We start from the raw sequence: 17,243 nt of genomic DNA, 5'->3' as shown, positions 1-17,243 counted from the left end.
ATCACACGCCAGTTCAGCCCCCTATGGGGGGGTTTCGGGAAATCGCAGTCAGCCGGGTGGTGCCTCGCCGCCGGGAAGCGCGGGCGTCAGCGCCCGCCGGGGCTCGACCAGCAGATCGGGGCGGCCGAGCTGGAGGGCGACCTTGTCGACCACCCGCTGGGCGACGGCCAGCGATCGCACCGGGAGCAGCTTGCCGCGGCTCTCCCGACGGAGCACGAAGTAGTGCACGGCGACCCGCACCTGACCCCGGTCGGCCGCGCTGGCCTGGGCGGTGGAGACGACCAGCTCCCGCAGGCTGTCGGCGAGACGCTCGGCCAGCTCCAGCTCAGGGCCACGCAGGCTGGTCCGCAGGGCGGTGAGGTGCCCTTCGACCTTGCGGATGAGCACGTCGGTGCCGGGCGTCGGGCCTCGCTCCTCGACGAACATCCGATTCCTCTCACCCGTTACGGCAGTCCGGGTGAAGTTACTTTATGTTGTGGGTCACAAGCAAGCAGTTAAGTAAGACTTAACGTACTAATCGGCTAATTCGCCATTCTCTCGCGGCGTCGGACAGATCAGCATCCGCCCCGGCGCGATGTCACACCGTCGGGGCAGGATGGGGACGTGACGAGGCGGGGTGGGGCGGGAGCGGGCGGCGCGAGCGGCGGCCCGGCGGACCCGGCTGCCGGCGCGGGAGTGCCGGCCGGATTCGGTCCGGCCACCCGGGAGTGGTTCACCGCCGCCTTCGCCGCGCCCACCCCCGCCCAGCTCGGCGCCTGGGCCTCGGTGGCCGCCGGCCGCAACGCCCTGGTGGTCGCACCCACCGGCTCGGGCAAGACGCTCGCGGCGTTCCTCTGGTCGCTCGACCGGCTGGCCGACACGCCTGCTCCGGCCGACGCCCGACAACGCTGCCGGGTGCTCTACGTCAGCCCGCTCAAGGCGCTCGCCGTCGACGTCGAACGCAATCTCCGCACCCCGCTCACCGGCATCCGGCAGGCGGCCACCCGACTCGGCGTGACACCGCCGGACATCACCGTCGGGATGCGCACCGGCGACACCCCCGCCGACGAGCGCCGGGCCTTCGCCCGCACCCCGCCGGACATCCTCATCACCACCCCCGAGTCGTTGTTCCTGCTGCTCACCTCGGCGGCCCGGGATTCGTTGCACGGCGTCGAGACCGTCATCGTCGACGAGGTGCACGCCGTCGCCGGCACCAAGCGCGGCGCCCACCTGGCGCTCTCCCTGGAGCGTCTGGACGAACTGCTGGCCCGGCCCGCCCAGCGGATCGGCCTGTCCGCCACGGTCCGGCCGATCGACGTCTGCGCCCGGTTCCTCGGCGGCGCCCACCCGGTGGACGTGGTGCAGCCGGCCACCCCCAAGACGATCGAGGTGAGCGTCGAGGTCCCGGTGGAGGACATGACCCGGCTCGACGAGACCGCGCAACCCCCCGAGGACGACCTGGGCGGCCCCGGCCCGCGCCGGGCGTCGATCTGGCCCGCCGTGGAGGAACGGGTCCTCGCGCTGATCCGGGCACACCGCTCGACCATCGTGTTCACCAACTCCCGGCGGAGCGCCGAACGGCTCTGCGCCCGGCTGAACGAGCTGGCCGCCGAGGAGGTGCCCGCCGCCGACGGCGGGCCGCCGGCCGAGGTGATGGCCCAGTCGGGTGCGGCGGCCGGTACGGATGCGGTGATCGCCCGCGCCCACCACGGCAGCGTCTCCCGGGAGGAACGCAAGCAGATCGAGGAGGCGCTCAAGTCCGGCCGGCTGCCCGCCGTGGTGGCCACCTCCAGCCTGGAGCTGGGCATCGACATGGGCGCGGTCGACCTGGTGGTGCAGATCGAGGCCCCCCCGAGTGTCGCGGCCGGCCTGCAACGGGTCGGCCGGGCCGGGCACCAGGTGGGTGCGGTGTCCCGGGGAGTGGTCTTCCCCAAGCACCGGGGCGACCTGCTCTCCTGCACCGTGGTCGCGGAGCGGATGGCGACCGGCGCCATCGAGGAGCTGCACTACCCGCGCAACCCGCTGGACGTGCTCGCCCAGCAGATCGTCGCCATGGTCGCCCTCGAACCCTGGCCGGTCGGTGACCTGGCGGTGCTGGTCCGCCGCGCCGCGCCCTTCGCCGAGCTGCCCGACTCGGCGCTGCACGCCGTGCTCGACATGCTCTCCGGCCGTTACCCGTCGACCGCCTTCGCGGAGCTGCGTCCCCGGTTGGTCTGGGACCGGGCCACCGACGTGCTGACCGGCCGGCCGGGTGCCCAGCGCCTCGCCGTCACCAGCGGGGGCACCATCCCCGACCGAGGGCTCTTCGGGGTGTTCCTGGCCGGGGCGCAGCGCGCCGCCCGGGTCGGCGAGCTGGACGAGGAGATGGTCTACGAGTCCCGGATCGGCGACGTCTTCCTGCTCGGCTCCTCGTCCTGGCGGATCGAGGAGATCACCCCCGACCGGGTGCTCGTCTCCCCCGCTCCCGGCCAGGCGGCCCGGATGCCGTTCTGGAAGGGCGACCAGTTGGGCCGACCGGTCGAGCTGGGTCGGGCCATCGGCGCCCGGGTCCGGGCGTTGGTGCGCCAGGACGACGCCACCGCCCTGACCGCGTTGCGGGCCGGCGGCCTGGACGACTGGGCGGCCGGCAACCTGATGGCCTACCTGCGCGAGCAGCAGGCCGCCACCCGCTCGCTGCCCGACGACCGCACGGTGCTGGTCGAGCGGTTCCGCGACGAGCTGGGTGACTGGCGGCTGGCCGTGCACAGCGTGCTCGGGGCCCGGGTCAACGGACCGTGGGCGTTGGCGATCGGCCGCCGGCTGGCCGAGCGCTACGGAGTGGACGCCCAGGTCATGCCCTCCGACGACGGGATCGTGGTGCGGCTGCCGGACACCGCCGACGAGCCGCCCGGCGCCGACGTGGTGGTCTTCGAGCCCGACGAGATCACCCAGCTGGTCGAGGAGTCGGTGGGCACCTCGGCGCTGTTCGCCGCCCGGTTCCGCGAGTGCGCCGCCCGGTCGCTGCTGCTGCCCCGGCGTGACCCGCGCCGCCGGCAGCCGCTGTGGCAGCAACGCCAGCGCGCCGCCCAACTGCTCGACGTGGCCCGCGAGTACGCCGACTTCCCGGTCACCCTGGAGGCCGCCCGGGAGTGCCTGCAGGACGTCTTCGACCAGCCCGCCCTGGCCGGGTTGATGCGCGACCTGGCCAGCCGCAGGGTCCGCCTGGTCGAGGTGGAGAGCGAACGCCCCTCGCCGTTCGCCCGGTCGCTGCTCTTCGGCTATGTCGGCGCGTTCCTCTATGAGGGGGACGCCCCGCTGGCCGAGCGGCGGGCCGCCGCGCTGGCGCTGGACCCGACCCTGCTCGGGGAGCTGCTCGGCCGGGTGGACCTGCGCGAGTTGCTCGACCCGGCGGTGCTCGCCGAGACCGAACGGCAGCTGCGCTGGCGCACCGACCAGCGCCGGCCCCGCGACGCCGAGGACGTCGCCGAACTGCTGCGGGTCCTCGGTGACCTGACCGAGGCGGAGCTGGCCGAGCGGGGTGTGCCGGTGGACTGGCCGGCGGAGTTGGTGGCGGCCCGCCGGGCGCTGCGGGTCCGGATCGCCGGCGAGGAACGCTGGGTGGGCATCGAGGACGCCGCCCGGCTGCGCGACGCGCTCGGGGTGGCGCTGCCGGTGGGGGTGGCCGAGGCGTACCTGACGCCGGTGGCCGATCCGCTCGGCGACCTGGTCGCCCGGTACGCCCGTACCCACGGGCCGTTCGCCGCCGCGACCTGCGCCGCCCGCTTCGGGCTCGGGGTGTTCGTGGTGGAGCAGACGCTGCGTCGGCTCGCCGCGACCGGGCGGGTGGTCTCCGGCGAGTTCGCCCCGGACAGCGTGGGCACCCAGTGGTGCGACGCCGAGGTGCTGCGGCTGCTGCGCCGCCGGTCGCTCGCCGCGCTGCGTCGGGAGATCGAACCGGTGCCGCCCCGGGTGCTGGCCGGCTTCCTGCCCCGCTGGCAGCAGATCGGCTCGTCGGCGCGCGGGGTGGAGGCGGTGGCCGCCACGATCGAGCAGTTGCAGGGCACGGCGGTGCCCGCGTCGGCGTGGGAGCGGCTGGTGCTGCCCGCCCGGGTCGCCGACTACTCCCCCGCCCAGCTCGACGAGTTGTGCGCCGGGGGCGAGGTGGTGTGGGCCGGCTCGGGGGCGATCTCCGGCGGCGACGGTTGGCTCACCCTGGCGTACGCGGATGTCGCGCCGTTGCTGCTCCCCCCGGCGGACGACGCGTTCGCCGGCACCCCGCTGCACGCCGCCGTGCTGGACGCCCTCGCCGACGGCCAGGCGCTCTTCTTCCGCCCGCTGTCCGACCGGGTGGGCTCCGACGACGACACCGCCCTGACCGCGGCGATCTGGGATCTGGTCTGGGCCGGGCAGCTCACCAACGACACCCTCGCCCCGCTGCGGGCGGCGCTCGGCGCGGGTGGCGCGCACCGGTCCCGGCCGGCCGCCCCGCGCACCCGTTACCGCCGTCCGGGTCGGGTGGCGCTGCCCAGCCGGGGTGGCCCGCCCACGGTGGCCGGGCGCTGGTCCCGGCTGCCGGAGCGGGACACCGACCCGACCCGACGGGCCGCCGCCCTGGCCGATCTGCTGCTCGACCGGCACGGGGTGGTGACCCGGGGGGCGGTGCTGGCCGAGCAGGTGACCGGCGGGTTCGCCGCCGTCTATCCGGTGCTCGCCGCGCTGGAGGAGCGGGGCGCGGCCCGGCGGGGCTACTTCGTGGAAGGGCTGGGCGCGGCGCAGTTCGCGGTGCCCGGTGCGGTGGACCGGTTGCGGGCGCTCGCCGAGCCGGCCGACCGGGGGCGGGGCGACGGGCCGACCGTGGTGCTCGCCGCCACCGACCCGGCCAACCCGTACGGCGCGGCGCTGCCCTGGCCGGAGCGGGCCGTCGACTCGGGTGACGGCGCCGCACCGGGCACCGGGCACCGGGCCGGGCGCAAGGCCGGGGCGGTGGTGGTGCTGGTCGGTGGTGACCTGGCCCTCTACGTCGAGCGGGGCGGGCGGACGATCCTCTCCTTCACCGTCGACGCCGACACGCTGACCGCCGCCGGCAAGGCGCTCGCCGACGCGGTGCACTCCGGGGCGTTGGGGGCGATGTCGGTGGAGCGGGCCGACGGTGAGGCGGTGCACTCCTCACCGCTGCGCGACGCGCTCGCCGCCGCCGGTTTCCGGGCCACCCCCCGTGGCCTGCGGCTGCGCGGCTGACGCGGGGCGGCTCAGCCGAGCTTGGCCAGCACGTCGTTGTAGCGCTTCTGCTCGGCGGCGCTGGTCCGGGTGCCCAGGTAGTTGAGCACCACCGCACCCGCCCGGTACGCCTTGACCCCCCACATGTCGGTCTGGTTGGTGGCGGTCGCCTCGTCGGGGAAGACGTAGACGGAGACGGCGTCGGTGACGAGCAGTTGGGCGCAGCCGACCCCCGTACCGTTGGGTCCGCAGTCCTTGGACCGGTCGCGCGGGTCGGGCACCTTCAGGCCGGCGGCCTTGAACGCGTCGACCACCTTGCGGGCGGCGGGGGCGCTCGTCTTCTTGGTCGGCAGCACGAACGGTGGCGTGGAGGGGCTCTCCAGGGGGGTGGCGCCCGGCTTCGCGGCCTTCGCGGGTTCCTCCGCCGGGGCGGCCTCGGTGGTGGCCGGGGCTTTCGACCGGCCGTCGGCCCACGCCCCGCCGTCCCGCTCGTCGGCGGGATCGTCACCGCAGCCGGCCAGGGCCAGGGCGATCAGGACGGTGGCGGTCGTGGACAGGATACGAAGGCGTTTCGTCACCCCGGCAGTCTGCCGAACCCGGTGCGGGGGCGGCACCGGCCGGTCGGCCGATCGGGGTGTCCGGTCAGTGATAGTGCGCTCGCCGCACTAGCCTGCCGGCATGGCCCCGACCCCCTGGATCTCGCTGACCACCGACTACGGGCTCACCGACGGGTTCGTGGCCGTCTGCCACGGGGTGATCGGCCGGATCGCCCCGACGGCACGGGTGATCGACGTGACCCACCTGGTGCCGCCGGGGGACGTCCGGCGGGGCGCGGCGGTGCTCGCCCAGGCCGTGCCGCACCTGCCGTACGGGGTGCACGTGGCGGTCGTGGACCCGGGGGTCGGCACGTCCCGGCGGGCGGTGGCGCTGGTCGCACCGGGCGGGCTGCTGGTCGGGCCGGACAACGGGGTGCTGACGGCGGCGGCGCAGGCGTTGGGCGGGATCACCTCGGCGGTGGAGTTGACCGCGCCGGGGTGGCTGGCGGCGGAGGTGTCGGACACCTTCCACGGCCGGGACGTCTTCGCCCCGGTGGCGGCGCGGCTGGCCCTCGGCGACCGGCCGACCGACGCCGGGCCGGAGGTCGACCCGGCCACCCTGGTGACCCTGCCCCCGCCGGTGCTGCGCCGGGAGGCCGAGGGGTTCACCGCCGAGGTGCTCACCGTGGACCAATTCGGCAACGTGCAGCTCGCCGCCGGGGCCGACCTGCTGGCGTCGCTGGCCGGGCCGGTGGAGGTCGCCGGCCGACCGGCGGTACGCGGCCGCACGTTCGCCGACGCGGCACCCGGTTCGCTGGTCGTCCTCGTCGACTCCGCCGGCCTGGTGGCGGTGGCCCGGAACGGCGGCCGGGCGGTGGACCTGCTCGGGGTCGCCCCGGGTGCCACGGTCACGGTGCGGGGGCGTATCAGGGGGTGAGCTGCGCTCCCTGCCCGACGTCCGGTGTGGAATGCTGCTGCGGTGGGTGAAGTGTGGGTTCCGGTGGGCTGTCCCTGTTGTGCGTCCCGGACGGGTGGGGGCACCTGTCCGGTCTGCTTCTGGACCGATGACGGCCAGGGTGACGCCGACGCCGACGTGGTGCGGGGCGGGGCGAACGGTGAGCTGAGTCTCACCCACGCCCGGCTGAACTTCGCGGTGTACGGCGCGAGTCACCCCCGCTACCAGGACATGGTCCGGCCGCCCCGCCCCGACGAGCGGCCCTGAGCCGACCCGCCCGGCGACCCGGCCGGTCGAGGGCGGTCCTGTCAGCGGCGGCGGCTCACCGGTCAGCAGGGTGACACGGTGCCGCCGTACACGGTGGCCACGTAGGCGTGGCTGACGTACTGGCCGCCGGCCAGCCGGTTCCACCGGTTGGTGGTCCGGTACGTCCCGGCGACCGTCTGCCCCTTGACGTAGCACTGGATCGGCACGTTGGCGTGCGTGGCGGCGAGCCCCCGGGTCGGGTACGAGGTGCCGGGGCCGGTGCGGATGTTGAGCGGCCCGGAGCCGATCACGCCGCGCGGCCCGGTGCCGGTCCACAGGTACGTCACGTCGACCCAGGCGTTGTCGGTCAGCAGCAGGCCGTCCCAGAAGGTGCCGTCGGCGAGGTCGATGCCGGCCGGGTTGAGCACGGTACGGCCGAACTGGTCCTTGCCGCCGTGGTAGCCGTACTGGTAGGCGGCCTGCGCCTCGGGGCGACCCTGCGGCAGGTCCTTCCAGTTCTCCCGGACGGCGGTGGGGTTCCAGTAGTCGTCGCGGGTGTTCCACGGGCCGACGTCCCAGACCGGCGCGTACTCGCATCGGCTGCCGCTGGTGGTGCAGACCCGCACGGTGTAGTCGCCGGTGTTGATCGGGGAGAGCCCGCGCCGGGAGGGCAGGGCGACGAAGTGGTCCCGGGGTTGGATGGTGCGGCCGTTGGCGGTCACCCCGCCGACCTCACCCTCCCGGGTGGCGAAGACCCGGTAGCTGCGTACGGCGGTGGGGGTGGGCGTCGCGACGGCGATGGTGTCGGCGGTGAGCTGGACCGCGCGTACCGAGGCGGCGGCCTTCGCGTCGCGGGTGGTGAGCAGCACCCGGGCCTGGACCCGGCTGACCGGTCGGTCGAAGGCGGCCGGGGCGGTGCCGGCCTCCCGCCACTCGGTCCAGCCGGTGCCCTGCCAGCCGCGCACCTGGACGCCGACGGCGGCACCGGTGGGCACCTCGGCGGTGAGCGCGGCGCGGACCCGGTTGGCCGGGCCGGCGAGGGTCCGCACGGGGGCGAGGAGCACTCCCTCGGCGACCGGCGCGTGCAGGGCGGCGGGCCGGTTGCGCCGGGTCGGACGGGGGTCGGCCAGGCGCAGCAGGCCGGCACCGAACCGGACGTTCACGTCGTCGCCGCCGACGACGGTGAGGTCGACGGACCAGCGCTCACCGGCGGCCGTCGTGCCGCTCTGCCGCCCGGACCGCGACGGGTCGGACGCGGACCGGTCCAGGCCCGACGGGTCGGGCGCGGACCGCTCCAGGGCCGACCGGTCGAGCGCGGAGCCTTCCAGGGCCGCGCGGTCGAGCGCGGAGCGATCGAGGGCGTGGGGTGCGGCGGTCGCGGCGGCCGGGGTGAGGGCACCGGCCAGGGTCACGGTCAGCAGACCGACCAGCAGGGACGATGAGGTACCACGGGGGCCAACGGCCATAATATTCTCCTCAGAACCCCCCAATAGTGCATTTTTTCGTAGATCGACAGGAAGCACGCTACAAATAGCGATACATGCGAATTCTGCTCGGACGAGGGAGAATGCCGGGGTGCCCGAAGGAGACACCGTCTGGAACACCGCCCGCGTCCTGCACCGGGCGCTCGCCGGCACCCGGCTCACCGGCAGCGACTTCCGGGTGCCCACGCTGGCCACCACCGACCTGTCCGGCTGGACGGTGCGCGAGTCGGCCAGCCGGGGCAAGCACCTGCTGCTCCGGCTGACCGCACCCCCGCAGGCCGCACCGGCCGCCGACTGGACGCTCCACTCCCACCTGCGGATGGACGGCACCTGGCGGGCGTACGCCCCGGGGGAACGGTGGACGGACCGGCCGGCGCACCTGATCCGGGTGGTGCTGCACAGCCCGGAGGCGGTGGCGGTCGGCTACCACCTGCACGAGCTGGCCCTACTGCCCACCGCCGAGGAGGAGCGCCTGCTCGGGCACCTCGGTCCCGACCTGCTCGGCACGGACTGGGACCCGCACGAGGCGGTCCGCCGGCTCGCCGCCGCACCGGAGGTGACCATCGGTGAGGCGCTGCTGGACCAGCGCAACCTGGCCGGGGTGGGCAACCTCTACAAGTGTGAGCTGCTGTTCCTGCGCGGGCTCTCCCCCTGGACGCCGGTCGGCGCGGTGCCCGACCTGGCCGGCACGGTAACCCTGGCCCAACGGCTGCTCGCCGCCAACCGGGGCCGGTGGACCCAGAGCACCACCGGCTCGCTGCGCCGGGGCCAGACCAGCTACGTGTACGGCCGGCGGGCCCAGCCGTGCCGCCGCTGCGGCACCGCCATCGGTAAGGAGGAGCTGGGCGACCGGGTCACCTACTGGTGCCCGACCTGCCAGCCGCCACCCGCCCCGACCCCGGAGGCCGGCTGAGCGGGCGCGACCAGCGCCGGGCCACCCTCCCGCCTGGCGGGACGACCCGCAGACACGGACGAATGGGTAATTCCTATCCGGCCGCCGACGTCGCATGCTGCGTTGGAGTGCTCACCGTTCGTCACCACCGGACACGACCGCCCACCACGCCGGGGTGGGGGCGGCGGGTCCCCGTGCCCGGGGAGAACCATGGCCCTGTTCCGCAGACTGCGACCACACTGGACGACCCGGGTCGTCCGCACCGACCGGCCCGTCGTGCCGGCGGCCCGGACCGGCACCGCCGATCCCGCCCCGGCGAGCCTGGACCCGGCCGCCGTGCCGGGCTACTTCGGCCCGGTGCCGAACTTCGCCGACAGCCCGCGACCGGTGCGCGACCCGCAGGGCCGGGTGGTCACCGGCACCGGCCTGCGCAAGTTCGTCGACGCGCTCCCGGTGCCCGGCCCGGCGGGCCGCACCGAGCTGGGCGGTCACCTGCCGGTCGCCACCCCGGACACGGTCAGCTGGCCGGGCTGCGACTACTACGAGATCGGGCTGTCCGAGTACACCCAGCGACTGCACCGGGACCTGCCCACCACCCGGCTGCGCGGCTACCGCCAGCTCAATCTGGGCACCGACCCGGACGGGCACAACACCGTCGCCCCGCCGGAGCGGCCATACCACCTCGGGCCGCTGATCATGGCGCGGCGGGGCCGCCCGGTGCGGATCAAGTTCATCAACCAGCTCCCCACCGGCCGGGCCGGGGACCTGTTCCTGCCGGTGGACACCAGCCTCCCGGGGGCCGGGCCGGGTCCGCTGGAGGGACCGGCGCCCTACCCGCAGAACCGGGCCGTGCCGCAGCTGTCCGGCGCGCACACCGGCTGGATCAGCGCCGGCAACCCGTGGCAGTGGGTGACCCCGGCCGGGGAGATCACCCCGTACCCGACCGGGCCGGGCCTGACCCACGTGCCGGACATGCCGCCGCCCGGGGCGGGGGCCACCACGCTCTACTACCCGAACGCGCAGAGCGGCCGGCTGATGTGCCTGCAGGACAACACCCTCGGGCTGTCCCGGTTGACCGTCCTGTCCGGCCAGTTCGCCCTCTATCTGCTCACCGACCCCGCCGAGGACGAGCTGGTCGCCGACGGGGTGCTCCCCGCCGACCAGCTCCCCCTGGTGATCCAGGACCGGACCTTCGTCCCCGACGACGCCCAACTCGCCGCCGAGGACCCCACCTGGGACCGGGAGCGCTGGGGCACCCGGGGCAACCTGTGGCACCCGCACGTCTACCAGCCCCGGCAGGACCCGTACCGGGACTGCGGGCGCAACCCCACCGGACGCTGGGACTACGGCCCGTGGCTGCCCGGTGCCGACGGCCGGGACGCGCCCCGGGTCGGCCCGGTCGACAACCCGCACCACGATCCGGAGGCCGCGCCCCAGGAGCCGCCCCGGGCGCCCGGCACGCCGCACCCCAGCGCCGTGCCCGAGGCGTACGGGGACACCATGCTGGTCAACGGGGTCGCCTATCCGTACCTGCGGGTGCGGCCGACGGCGTACCGGTTCCGGATCGTCAACGGCTGCGCCGACCGGGCCCTCAACCTCCAGCTCTACCGGGCCCGCGCGGACGGGCCGATGTGGCAGGCCGACGGGAGTCTCGCCGACGCCGACGCCGGCGAGGTGCCGATGGTGGACGCCGGGCGCGCCCCCGGCCGGCCGGCGGACTGGCCCACCGACGGCCGCGACGGTGGGGTGCCCGACCCGGCCGCCGCTGGCCCACCCATGATCCAGATCGGCAACGAGTGCGGGCTGCTCCCCGCCCCGGTCGTGGTGCCGAACCGCCCGGTCGGCTACCGGTACGACCGCCGCGATCCGACGGTGCTCAACGTGGACTCGGCCGCGCTGCTGCTCGCTCCGGGTGAGCGGGCCGACGTGGTGGTCGACTTCTCCACCCTGCCGCCCGGGGCGACGGTGCTGCTCTACAACGACTGCCCGGCCCCGCTGCCCGGCGGCGACCCCCGCTACGACCGGCACAGCGCCACCGGGGACGCCGGCTCCGGCAGCCTGCCCGGGTACGGCCCGAACACCCGTACCCTGCTCCAGTTCCGGGTCACCGGCACCCCCACCGGCCGGTACGACCCACACCGGCTCGCCGACCGGCTACCCGCCGCGTACGCGGCCAGCCAGCGACCGCCGATCGTGCCGCAACGGGAGTACGACCGGGCGTTCGGCACCACCACCGCCCGGGGTGTCGTCGCCCCCGCACACGCCACCTCGGTCACCTTCACCCCACCCGGCGCCACCGGACCGGTCACCCTGCCGATCCAGGTGAAGACCGTCGGGACGGTCTTCGAGCCGGAGTACGGGCGGCGGGCCGGCCGGCTCGGGGTGCCCCACCCGACCGCCGGCCCGCTCGGCCCGGTGACCCTGCCGCTCGGCCCGACCGAACCGGCCACCGAGATCCTCGTCGCGGCCGACCCGACGGCCGGTGTGGACGAACCTGCCGACGGTATCCAGCTGTGGCGGATCAGCGGGACCGGCCGGCAGACCCACCCGGTCCGCTTCGACGGCTGCGACGTGCAGGTGGTCCACCGGATCGGCGGGGACGGCACGGTCCGCGCCCCGGACGGTGGCGAACTGGGCTGGAAGCAGACCGTCCGGGTCAACCCGGCCGAGGAGCTGGTGGTGGCCCTGCGACCCGAGGTGCCGCCGCTGCCGTTCAAGGTCGCCGACAGCCTGCGACTGCTCGACCCGACCCGACCCGCCGGGGTACGCCTCGACGCCGCCCCGGTCAGCCCCTGGGACGGCCGGCCGGCGACGGTGGTCAACCAACCGGTCAACCTGGGCTGGGAGTTCCGCTGGTCCAGCGCGGCGGCCGGGCTGCGGGACCTGGGCATGAGCCGGCCCCTGATGCTGCGGGTCTCGCCCCGCGCGCCGACCGGGTTGACCGCGACCCCGGTGCCCGGCTCGGCGACCGCGCTGCCGGCGATCGCGCTCGCCTGGACGGGCAACGGCAGCCGGCCGGCGGCCACCAGCCACCTGCTGCAACGGGCCACCGACGCCGACTTCGGCACCGGGCTGACCACCGTCACCGTGGCGGGGACCGCCACCCGCTACACCGATGCCACCATCACCCCCGGCGTCACCTACCACTACCGCATCCGGGCCGAGAACGCCGCCGGCTGTTCGACCTGGTCGAACAGCAGCCCGGCGTCGGTACGCCTGCCCGCGCCGAGCGGACTGGCCGCGACGGTGCCGCCGGCCACGCCCCTGCGGGTGGCGTTGCGCTGGGTGAACCGGTCCTTCGCCACCGGTCTCGACGTGCAACGGGCCACCAATCCGACCTTCACCAGTGGTCCGGGCACCACCGCCGTCCCGGTCGCCGACCGCCACCTCGATCCGGCGGTCGCCCCGGACACCACGTACTACTACCGGGTCCGGACCACCTACCTCGGTACGGCGTCACCGTGGTCGACGGTGGCGACGGTGACCACCCCGCCCGTGCCGGAGGTGCCCAACGGGGTCGCCGCGACGGTCGCCGTCCCCGCGCCGGACACCGCGACGGTGTCGTTGGCCTGGGCGGCGAGCCTCCCGGCGGGTCCGGGGGCGGGGTTCGTGGTGCAGCGCGCGGTGGACCCGCAGTTCGGCCGGGAGGTGGTCACCTTCACCGTCGCCAGCCGGAGCTTCACCAACACCGGCCTGGACCGGGGCGTCACCTACCACTACCGGGTCCGCTCGTTCAACGTGGTGGGCCACTCCCCGTGGACCGGCCCGGTGTCGGTGCACATCCCCCACTGAGGCGTCGGTCAGCGGGTGGGGGCGCGCAGGGGCTCGCCGACGGTGCGCAGCTCGGCCAGGGCGGCGGCGACGCCGTGCAGCAGGTCGGTCGCCTCCATCAACCGGGCGGCGGACGGGTCGGCGACGACCCCCGGGTGGGCGTCCTCGGCGACGTAGCCGGCGGCGGCGACGACCAGCCCCTCGTAGGCGGTCACCCCGCTGACCAACTGGTCGCCCAGGGCCCGGTGCGCCTCGGCGAGCCGGGGTCGGGCCTCGGGCGGGGCCAGCCGCAGGGCGCGTTCCACGCCGGCCGTCCGGTCGGCCAGGTCCCGCAGCGAACGGTCGGCGGCGGCGGCCTCCAGCACCGCCGGCTCGGCCAGGCCGGTCAGCCGGGGCGCGATCCCGGCCAGGGTGAGCGCGGCCCGGTCCAGCCGGGCCCAGGACTCGGCGGCGGAGGTGCCCCGCAACGCGAACCGGGAGCGGAACCGTCGGGCCTCGGCCAGCACGCCGGGGCCGACCGGGAGTCGTTCGACGGCGGCGACCAGCCGGGCCCGGGACCGGGCGGCGGCTTCGGCCGGGTCGAGGGCGGGTGGGGCCGGGCGCGCGGCGAACGCCCGCAGGTCGATCCAGCGCCAGGCGGCCAGCGCGACGGCGCTTCCCGCGGCACCGGCCCAGGCCGCGTCGGGCAGCCCCAGCCCGGCGTACGGGGTCAGCACCGCCGCCGTGCCCGTGAGCCCACCGGCCAGGACGCTCCACCGGCGGGCGGAGCGTCGTAGCCGGTCCAGTCGCCGGAAGTGTCGCGTTCGCTCGTCGGCCACCCGTACCTCCTCGTGCCGGCCGCTCAGCCGGCGGTGCTGTCCCCCACGCCGCGGTCGCGGCTCATGCTCGCCCGGATCTCGTCCAGCCGGGCGGCGGCGGCCGGGTCGGCCGTCGGGGCGGCCGGCTGGGCCTGCTGCTGCGCCGCCGGCTGCTCCTGCCGGCCACCGAGCTGGTCGCCGGCCATGCTGGCCCGGATCTGCTCCAGCCGGGACGACCCGGCGCTGTCCAGGGTCGACTTCTGGATCTCCAGCATCCGCCCCTCGACGGAGTTGCCGGCCAGTTCGGCCCGGCCCATCGCGTTGGCGTAGCGGCGCTCGATGCGGTCACGCACCTCGTCCAGCGAGGGGGTGTTGGTCGGCGCGGTCATCGAGGACATCGACTCCAGCGAACGGGCGACGCTCTCCTGCATCTTGGCCTGTTCGAGCTGGCTGAGCAGCTTGGTGCGCTCGGCGAGCTTCTGCTGGAGGATCATGGAATTGTTCTCGACCGCGCGGCGGGCCTGGGCGGCGGCACCGAGCGCCTGGTCGTGCAGGGTCTTCAGGTCCTCGGTGGCCTGCTCGGCGGAGACCAACTGGGTGGCGAGCACCTGGGCGGACTGCTCGTAGCGACCGGCTTCGGTCTCGTCGCCCTTGGCCCGGGACTGGTCGGCGAGGACCAGCGCCTGCCGGGCGTTGCCCTGGAGGCGCTCGACCTCGGTCATCTGCCGGGAGAGCTTCATCTCCAGCTGCCGCTGGTTGCCGATCACCGCCGCCGCCTGCTGGACCAGCGCCTGGTGCTGACGCTGCGCGTCCTCGATGGCCTGCTGGATCTGCACCTTCGGATCGGCGTGCTCGTCGATCTTGGCACCGAAGAGCGCCATCAGGTAGTGCCAGCCCTTGACGAACGGGTTCGCCATCTCCGCGGTATCCCCTCAGTAGCGTCGCTGCGCCTCGGCCACACCGGGGCCGGACGGGCCGCCCGGCGCGCTCCCCATCGTCGCAGCCCGACGCCAGCAGGGGCGTTCGTGCCGTGGGGGTGCTCCGGCGGCCTGCGATCAACACTACGCGGCGTCGGCCACCCCGGCCACGGGACCGGACAGGGGTCAGGCGGCGCAGACCACGTCGCGGTCGCTGGGACGGACCCGGGAGCTACGCAGGGTGGCCTTCAGCGGGGAGTCCTGGCGGACCGAGACGGCGACCGCGCCGTCGGTGGTCACCTGGCGCACACCCCGACCGGTGGCCTTGCGCACGGTGCCGGCGGGCCCGGCGGCGGCCGGCTCGTCCTGCACCGGCATGAGCACGCCCGGCAGCTGCTCGGCGAGCGCGACGGTGTCGCTCACCTCCCGCAGCAACTCGGACAGGCGGGCACCGAGCGCGTCACAGATGGCGGCGAGCAGCTCGCTGGAGGGCTCCTTCTGGCCACGCTCGATCTCGGACAGGTAACCGAGGCTAACGTTGGCGGCGGTGGAGACCTCGCGCAGGGTGCGGTGCTGACCCTGGCGGCGCGCCCGAAGTGCGTCACCGATCACCCGGCGTAGCAGGACCATCGCACCTCCCCCTGACGGGATTCACTCTCCGGGCGGATGATCGTCCGCGCCGGACGCGGTGGACCGCGCCGCCGCCGACGCCGAACGCCGGAGCCTTCCCGCAACCGTACCCGTTGGTCGGCCCGGCGACATCCCACCCCGCCTGTCGGATCTGGACAAGGCCGGTCAGCGACGACCCGCGCCGGCCGGTGGGACGGCGGCCGGCGACCCCGGCACCGGGGCCCGCCCGGCTTCCGGGAAGGCCCGGTGGACCCGGGCCACCAACAGGCGTAACGCCTCGATCACCGTGGCCGCACGGATGTGGTCCCGGCCCCCGTCGAGGTCCAGCCGACGGACCACCGGGCCACCCGGTCCGGCCACCGCGACATAGACCAGGCCGACCGGTCTGCCGTCCTGCGGCTCGGGACCCGCGACCCCGGTGGTGGCCAACCCCCAGTCGGCGGCGCAGCGCCGCCGGCCACCCTCGGCGAGGGCGATCGCCACGTCCGGATCGACCGGTCCGCGTTCGGCCAGCAACTCCTCGGGTACGTCGGCCAGCCGCGCCTTCAGCTCCGTGGCGTACGTCACCAGTCCACCCCGGTAGACGGCGCTGGCTCCGGCGATGTCCACGATCGCGGCGGCGAGCAGCCCCCCGGTCAGGGACTCGACGGTGGCCAAGGTCTGCTGCCGCTCGTGCAGGCTGTGCACCACGCCCGCCGCCGGATTGCCCACCGGTTGCTCGTGCTTCGCATCGGTCCCCATGCCGTCCTCCTTCCCCGGTGTCACCCCGCTACTCATTCTGTCCGCCTGATCATCGGTGTCCGGGCCGACTGCCCCGCAGCGGTGGGCGGGTCAGCCGGTGAGGCCGGCGTCCCGGGCGAGCAGGGCGGCCTGGACCCGGTCGGCGACGCCGAGCTTGGCGAAGACCGCCGAGAGCTGGTTGCGTACCGTCTTCTCGCTGATCCCGAAGTGCCGGGCGATCCGGGCGTTGGTGTCCCCGGCGGACAACCGGCGCAGGATGTCCCGTTCCCGGGGGGTGAGCCGGTCGAACGGGGGCGGCAGCTCGACCGGCTGGCGGCGCAGGCTGGTCAGCACCTGGGGGCCGATCCGGGGGCCGAGGACGAGCCCGCCGCCGGCCACCGTGCGCAGCGCGTCGACGATCACGTCCGGGTCGGTGTCCTTGAGCACGTATCCCCGGGCACCGGCCCGCAGCGACCGGCCGACCACGTCCTCGTCGTCGGCCATGGTCACCATCAGCACCCGGATGTCCGGCCGGCCCTGCACGATCCGGCGGGTCGCCTCCACGCCGTCGCCGTCCGGCAGTGCCACGTCCATCGCGACCACCCCCACCGGCTCGGTCAGCGCGATGCCGATCGCCTCGGCACAGGTCGCCGCCTCCAGGACGCCGCCGACCCAGCTCTCGCCCTCCAGCATGGTCCGCAGCCCACGGCGGACCACCGGGTGGTCGTCCACGACCAGCACCCGGACCGCCCCGCCACGAGCACCCTCTCCCGTCAATGCCCTCCCCCTCCCGCAGCGCCGTCCTCCACCCGACCCCCACCCGCCCCGCCCCACGCCGGGTCCCGGGAGCCCCCGGTGATCAAGAGGTTCGCGTCATCCTCCGGGCGGATTCTGACGCAAACCTCTTGATCACCGGAATCGGACGGGCCGGGGGCGGGCGGGCCGGGGGCGGGCGGGCCGGGGGCGGGCGGGGTGGGGGCGGGCGGGCCGGGGGCGGGCGGGGTGGGGGCGGGCGGGGTGGGGGCGGTGTCGTCGGGGGGCGGGAGGGGGAGGCGGAGCCGGACCAGGGTGCCGTGCGGGGCCCGGTCGACGAACTCACAGTCGCCGCCCAGCTCGGCGG

Annotated in this window: 13 protein-coding genes and 1 pseudogene; 5 read left to right on the top strand and 9 right to left on the bottom strand. The window is 75.3% G+C overall.

Annotation, left to right across the window (positions count from 1 at the left end; genetic code table 11):
• Positions 1-48 precede the first annotated feature (48 nt).
• Positions 49-426 (bottom strand): hypothetical protein, encoded by a 378-nt coding sequence (locus GA0070216_RS21965; protein WP_091249434.1) that lies wholly within the window; start codon positions 424-426, stop codon positions 49-51.
• A gap of 249 nt (positions 427-675) precedes the next feature.
• Between GA0070216_RS21965 and GA0070216_RS21960 the strand changes: the two genes are divergently transcribed.
• Positions 676-5,196: an ATP-dependent helicase gene (locus GA0070216_RS21960; protein WP_091249432.1), complete on the top strand. Its 4,521-nt coding sequence runs from the start codon at positions 676-678 to the stop codon at positions 5,194-5,196.
• 11 nt (positions 5,197-5,207) lie between these two features.
• Here GA0070216_RS21960 and GA0070216_RS21955 read toward each other — a convergent pair whose 3' ends face one another.
• The gene (locus GA0070216_RS21955) at positions 5,208-5,753 is read right to left on the bottom strand and encodes a hypothetical protein (protein WP_141723158.1); all 546 of its coding nucleotides are present in this window, start codon (positions 5,751-5,753) and stop codon (positions 5,208-5,210) included.
• A gap of 100 nt (positions 5,754-5,853) precedes the next feature.
• Here GA0070216_RS21955 and GA0070216_RS21950 point away from each other — a divergent pair, with 100 nt between their 5' ends.
• Together GA0070216_RS21950 and GA0070216_RS21945 are read left to right on the top strand one after the other, a co-directional pair.
• The gene (locus tag GA0070216_RS21950) at positions 5,854-6,648 is read left to right on the top strand and encodes an SAM hydrolase/SAM-dependent halogenase family protein (RefSeq protein ID WP_091249426.1); all 795 of its coding nucleotides are present in this window, start codon (positions 5,854-5,856) and stop codon (positions 6,646-6,648) included.
• Between the two features lie 42 nt (positions 6,649-6,690).
• Positions 6,691-6,933: a CPCC family cysteine-rich protein gene (locus GA0070216_RS21945; protein WP_084261072.1), complete on the top strand. Its 243-nt coding sequence runs from the start codon at positions 6,691-6,693 to the stop codon at positions 6,931-6,933.
• Between the two features lie 62 nt (positions 6,934-6,995).
• Here the strand turns inward: GA0070216_RS21945 and GA0070216_RS21940 are convergent, their stop codons facing one another.
• Positions 6,996-8,378 carry a hypothetical protein gene (locus GA0070216_RS21940; RefSeq protein ID WP_245722637.1) on the bottom strand — a complete coding sequence of 461 codons (1,383 nt, stop codon included), beginning with the start codon at positions 8,376-8,378 and terminating at the stop codon, positions 6,996-6,998.
• A 109-nt stretch (positions 8,379-8,487) separates the two neighbouring features.
• On the opposite strand from GA0070216_RS21940, the gene GA0070216_RS21935 reads away from it, so the two are divergent.
• Entirely contained in the window at positions 8,488-9,309 is an 822-nt protein-coding gene (locus GA0070216_RS21935; protein WP_091249423.1) for a DNA-formamidopyrimidine glycosylase family protein, read from the top strand.
• A 189-nt stretch (positions 9,310-9,498) separates the two neighbouring features.
• The gene (locus tag GA0070216_RS21930) at positions 9,499-13,080 is read left to right on the top strand and encodes a hypothetical protein (protein ID WP_091249420.1); all 3,582 of its coding nucleotides are present in this window, start codon (positions 9,499-9,501) and stop codon (positions 13,078-13,080) included.
• Positions 13,081-13,088: 8 nt separating this feature from the next.
• On the opposite strand, the gene pspM is transcribed toward GA0070216_RS21930, so the two are convergent.
• The 6 genes and pseudogenes from pspM to GA0070216_RS35035 form a co-directional block, all read right to left on the bottom strand.
• Entirely contained in the window at positions 13,089-13,877 is a 789-nt protein-coding gene (gene pspM, locus GA0070216_RS21925; RefSeq protein WP_091249416.1) for a phage shock envelope stress response protein PspM, read from the bottom strand.
• A 23-nt stretch (positions 13,878-13,900) separates the two neighbouring features.
• Positions 13,901-14,773 carry a PspA/IM30 family protein gene (locus GA0070216_RS21920; protein WP_091249413.1) on the bottom strand — a complete coding sequence of 291 codons (873 nt, stop codon included), beginning with the start codon at positions 14,771-14,773 and terminating at the stop codon, positions 13,901-13,903.
• 186 nt (positions 14,774-14,959) lie between these two features.
• Entirely contained in the window at positions 14,960-15,403 is a 444-nt protein-coding gene (locus tag GA0070216_RS21915; protein WP_091249409.1) for a helix-turn-helix domain-containing protein, read from the bottom strand.
• Between the two features lie 165 nt (positions 15,404-15,568).
• Positions 15,569-16,144 (bottom strand): CinA family protein, encoded by a 576-nt coding sequence (locus GA0070216_RS21910; RefSeq protein WP_091249405.1) that lies wholly within the window; start codon positions 16,142-16,144, stop codon positions 15,569-15,571.
• Positions 16,145-16,234: 90 nt separating this feature from the next.
• Positions 16,235-16,900 carry a response regulator gene (locus GA0070216_RS21905; RefSeq protein WP_245722636.1) on the bottom strand — a complete coding sequence of 222 codons (666 nt, stop codon included), beginning with the start codon at positions 16,898-16,900 and terminating at the stop codon, positions 16,235-16,237.
• Positions 16,897-17,243: pseudogene (locus tag GA0070216_RS35035) on the bottom strand (hypothetical protein); the annotation flags it as partial. The pseudogene GA0070216_RS35035 and the gene GA0070216_RS21905, both read right to left, overlap by 4 nt.

The organism is Micromonospora matsumotoense (assembly GCF_900091525.1).
In the GTDB taxonomy this organism is placed as follows: Bacteria; Actinomycetota; Actinomycetes; order Mycobacteriales; family Micromonosporaceae; genus Micromonospora; species Micromonospora matsumotoensis.
This window is presented reverse-complemented; position numbering and strand designations above follow the sequence as displayed.

Coding starts and splice junctions, on each gene's coding strand:
- GA0070216_RS21965 (WP_091249434.1), bottom strand. CDS start 426: ATGTTCGTCGAGGAGCGAGGCCCGACGCCCGGCACCGACGTGCTCATC.
- GA0070216_RS21950 (WP_091249426.1), top strand. CDS start 5,854: ATGGCCCCGACCCCCTGGATCTCGCTGACCACCGACTACGGGCTCACC.
- GA0070216_RS21940 (WP_245722637.1), bottom strand. CDS start 8,378: ATGGCCGTTGGCCCCCGTGGTACCTCATCGTCCCTGCTGGTCGGTCTG.
- GA0070216_RS21930 (WP_091249420.1), top strand. CDS start 9,499: ATGGCCCTGTTCCGCAGACTGCGACCACACTGGACGACCCGGGTCGTC.
- GA0070216_RS21920 (WP_091249413.1), bottom strand. CDS start 14,773: ATGGCGAACCCGTTCGTCAAGGGCTGGCACTACCTGATGGCGCTCTTC.
- GA0070216_RS21915 (WP_091249409.1), bottom strand. CDS start 15,403: ATGGTCCTGCTACGCCGGGTGATCGGTGACGCACTTCGGGCGCGCCGC.
- GA0070216_RS21910 (WP_091249405.1), bottom strand. CDS start 16,144: ATGGGGACCGATGCGAAGCACGAGCAACCGGTGGGCAATCCGGCGGCG.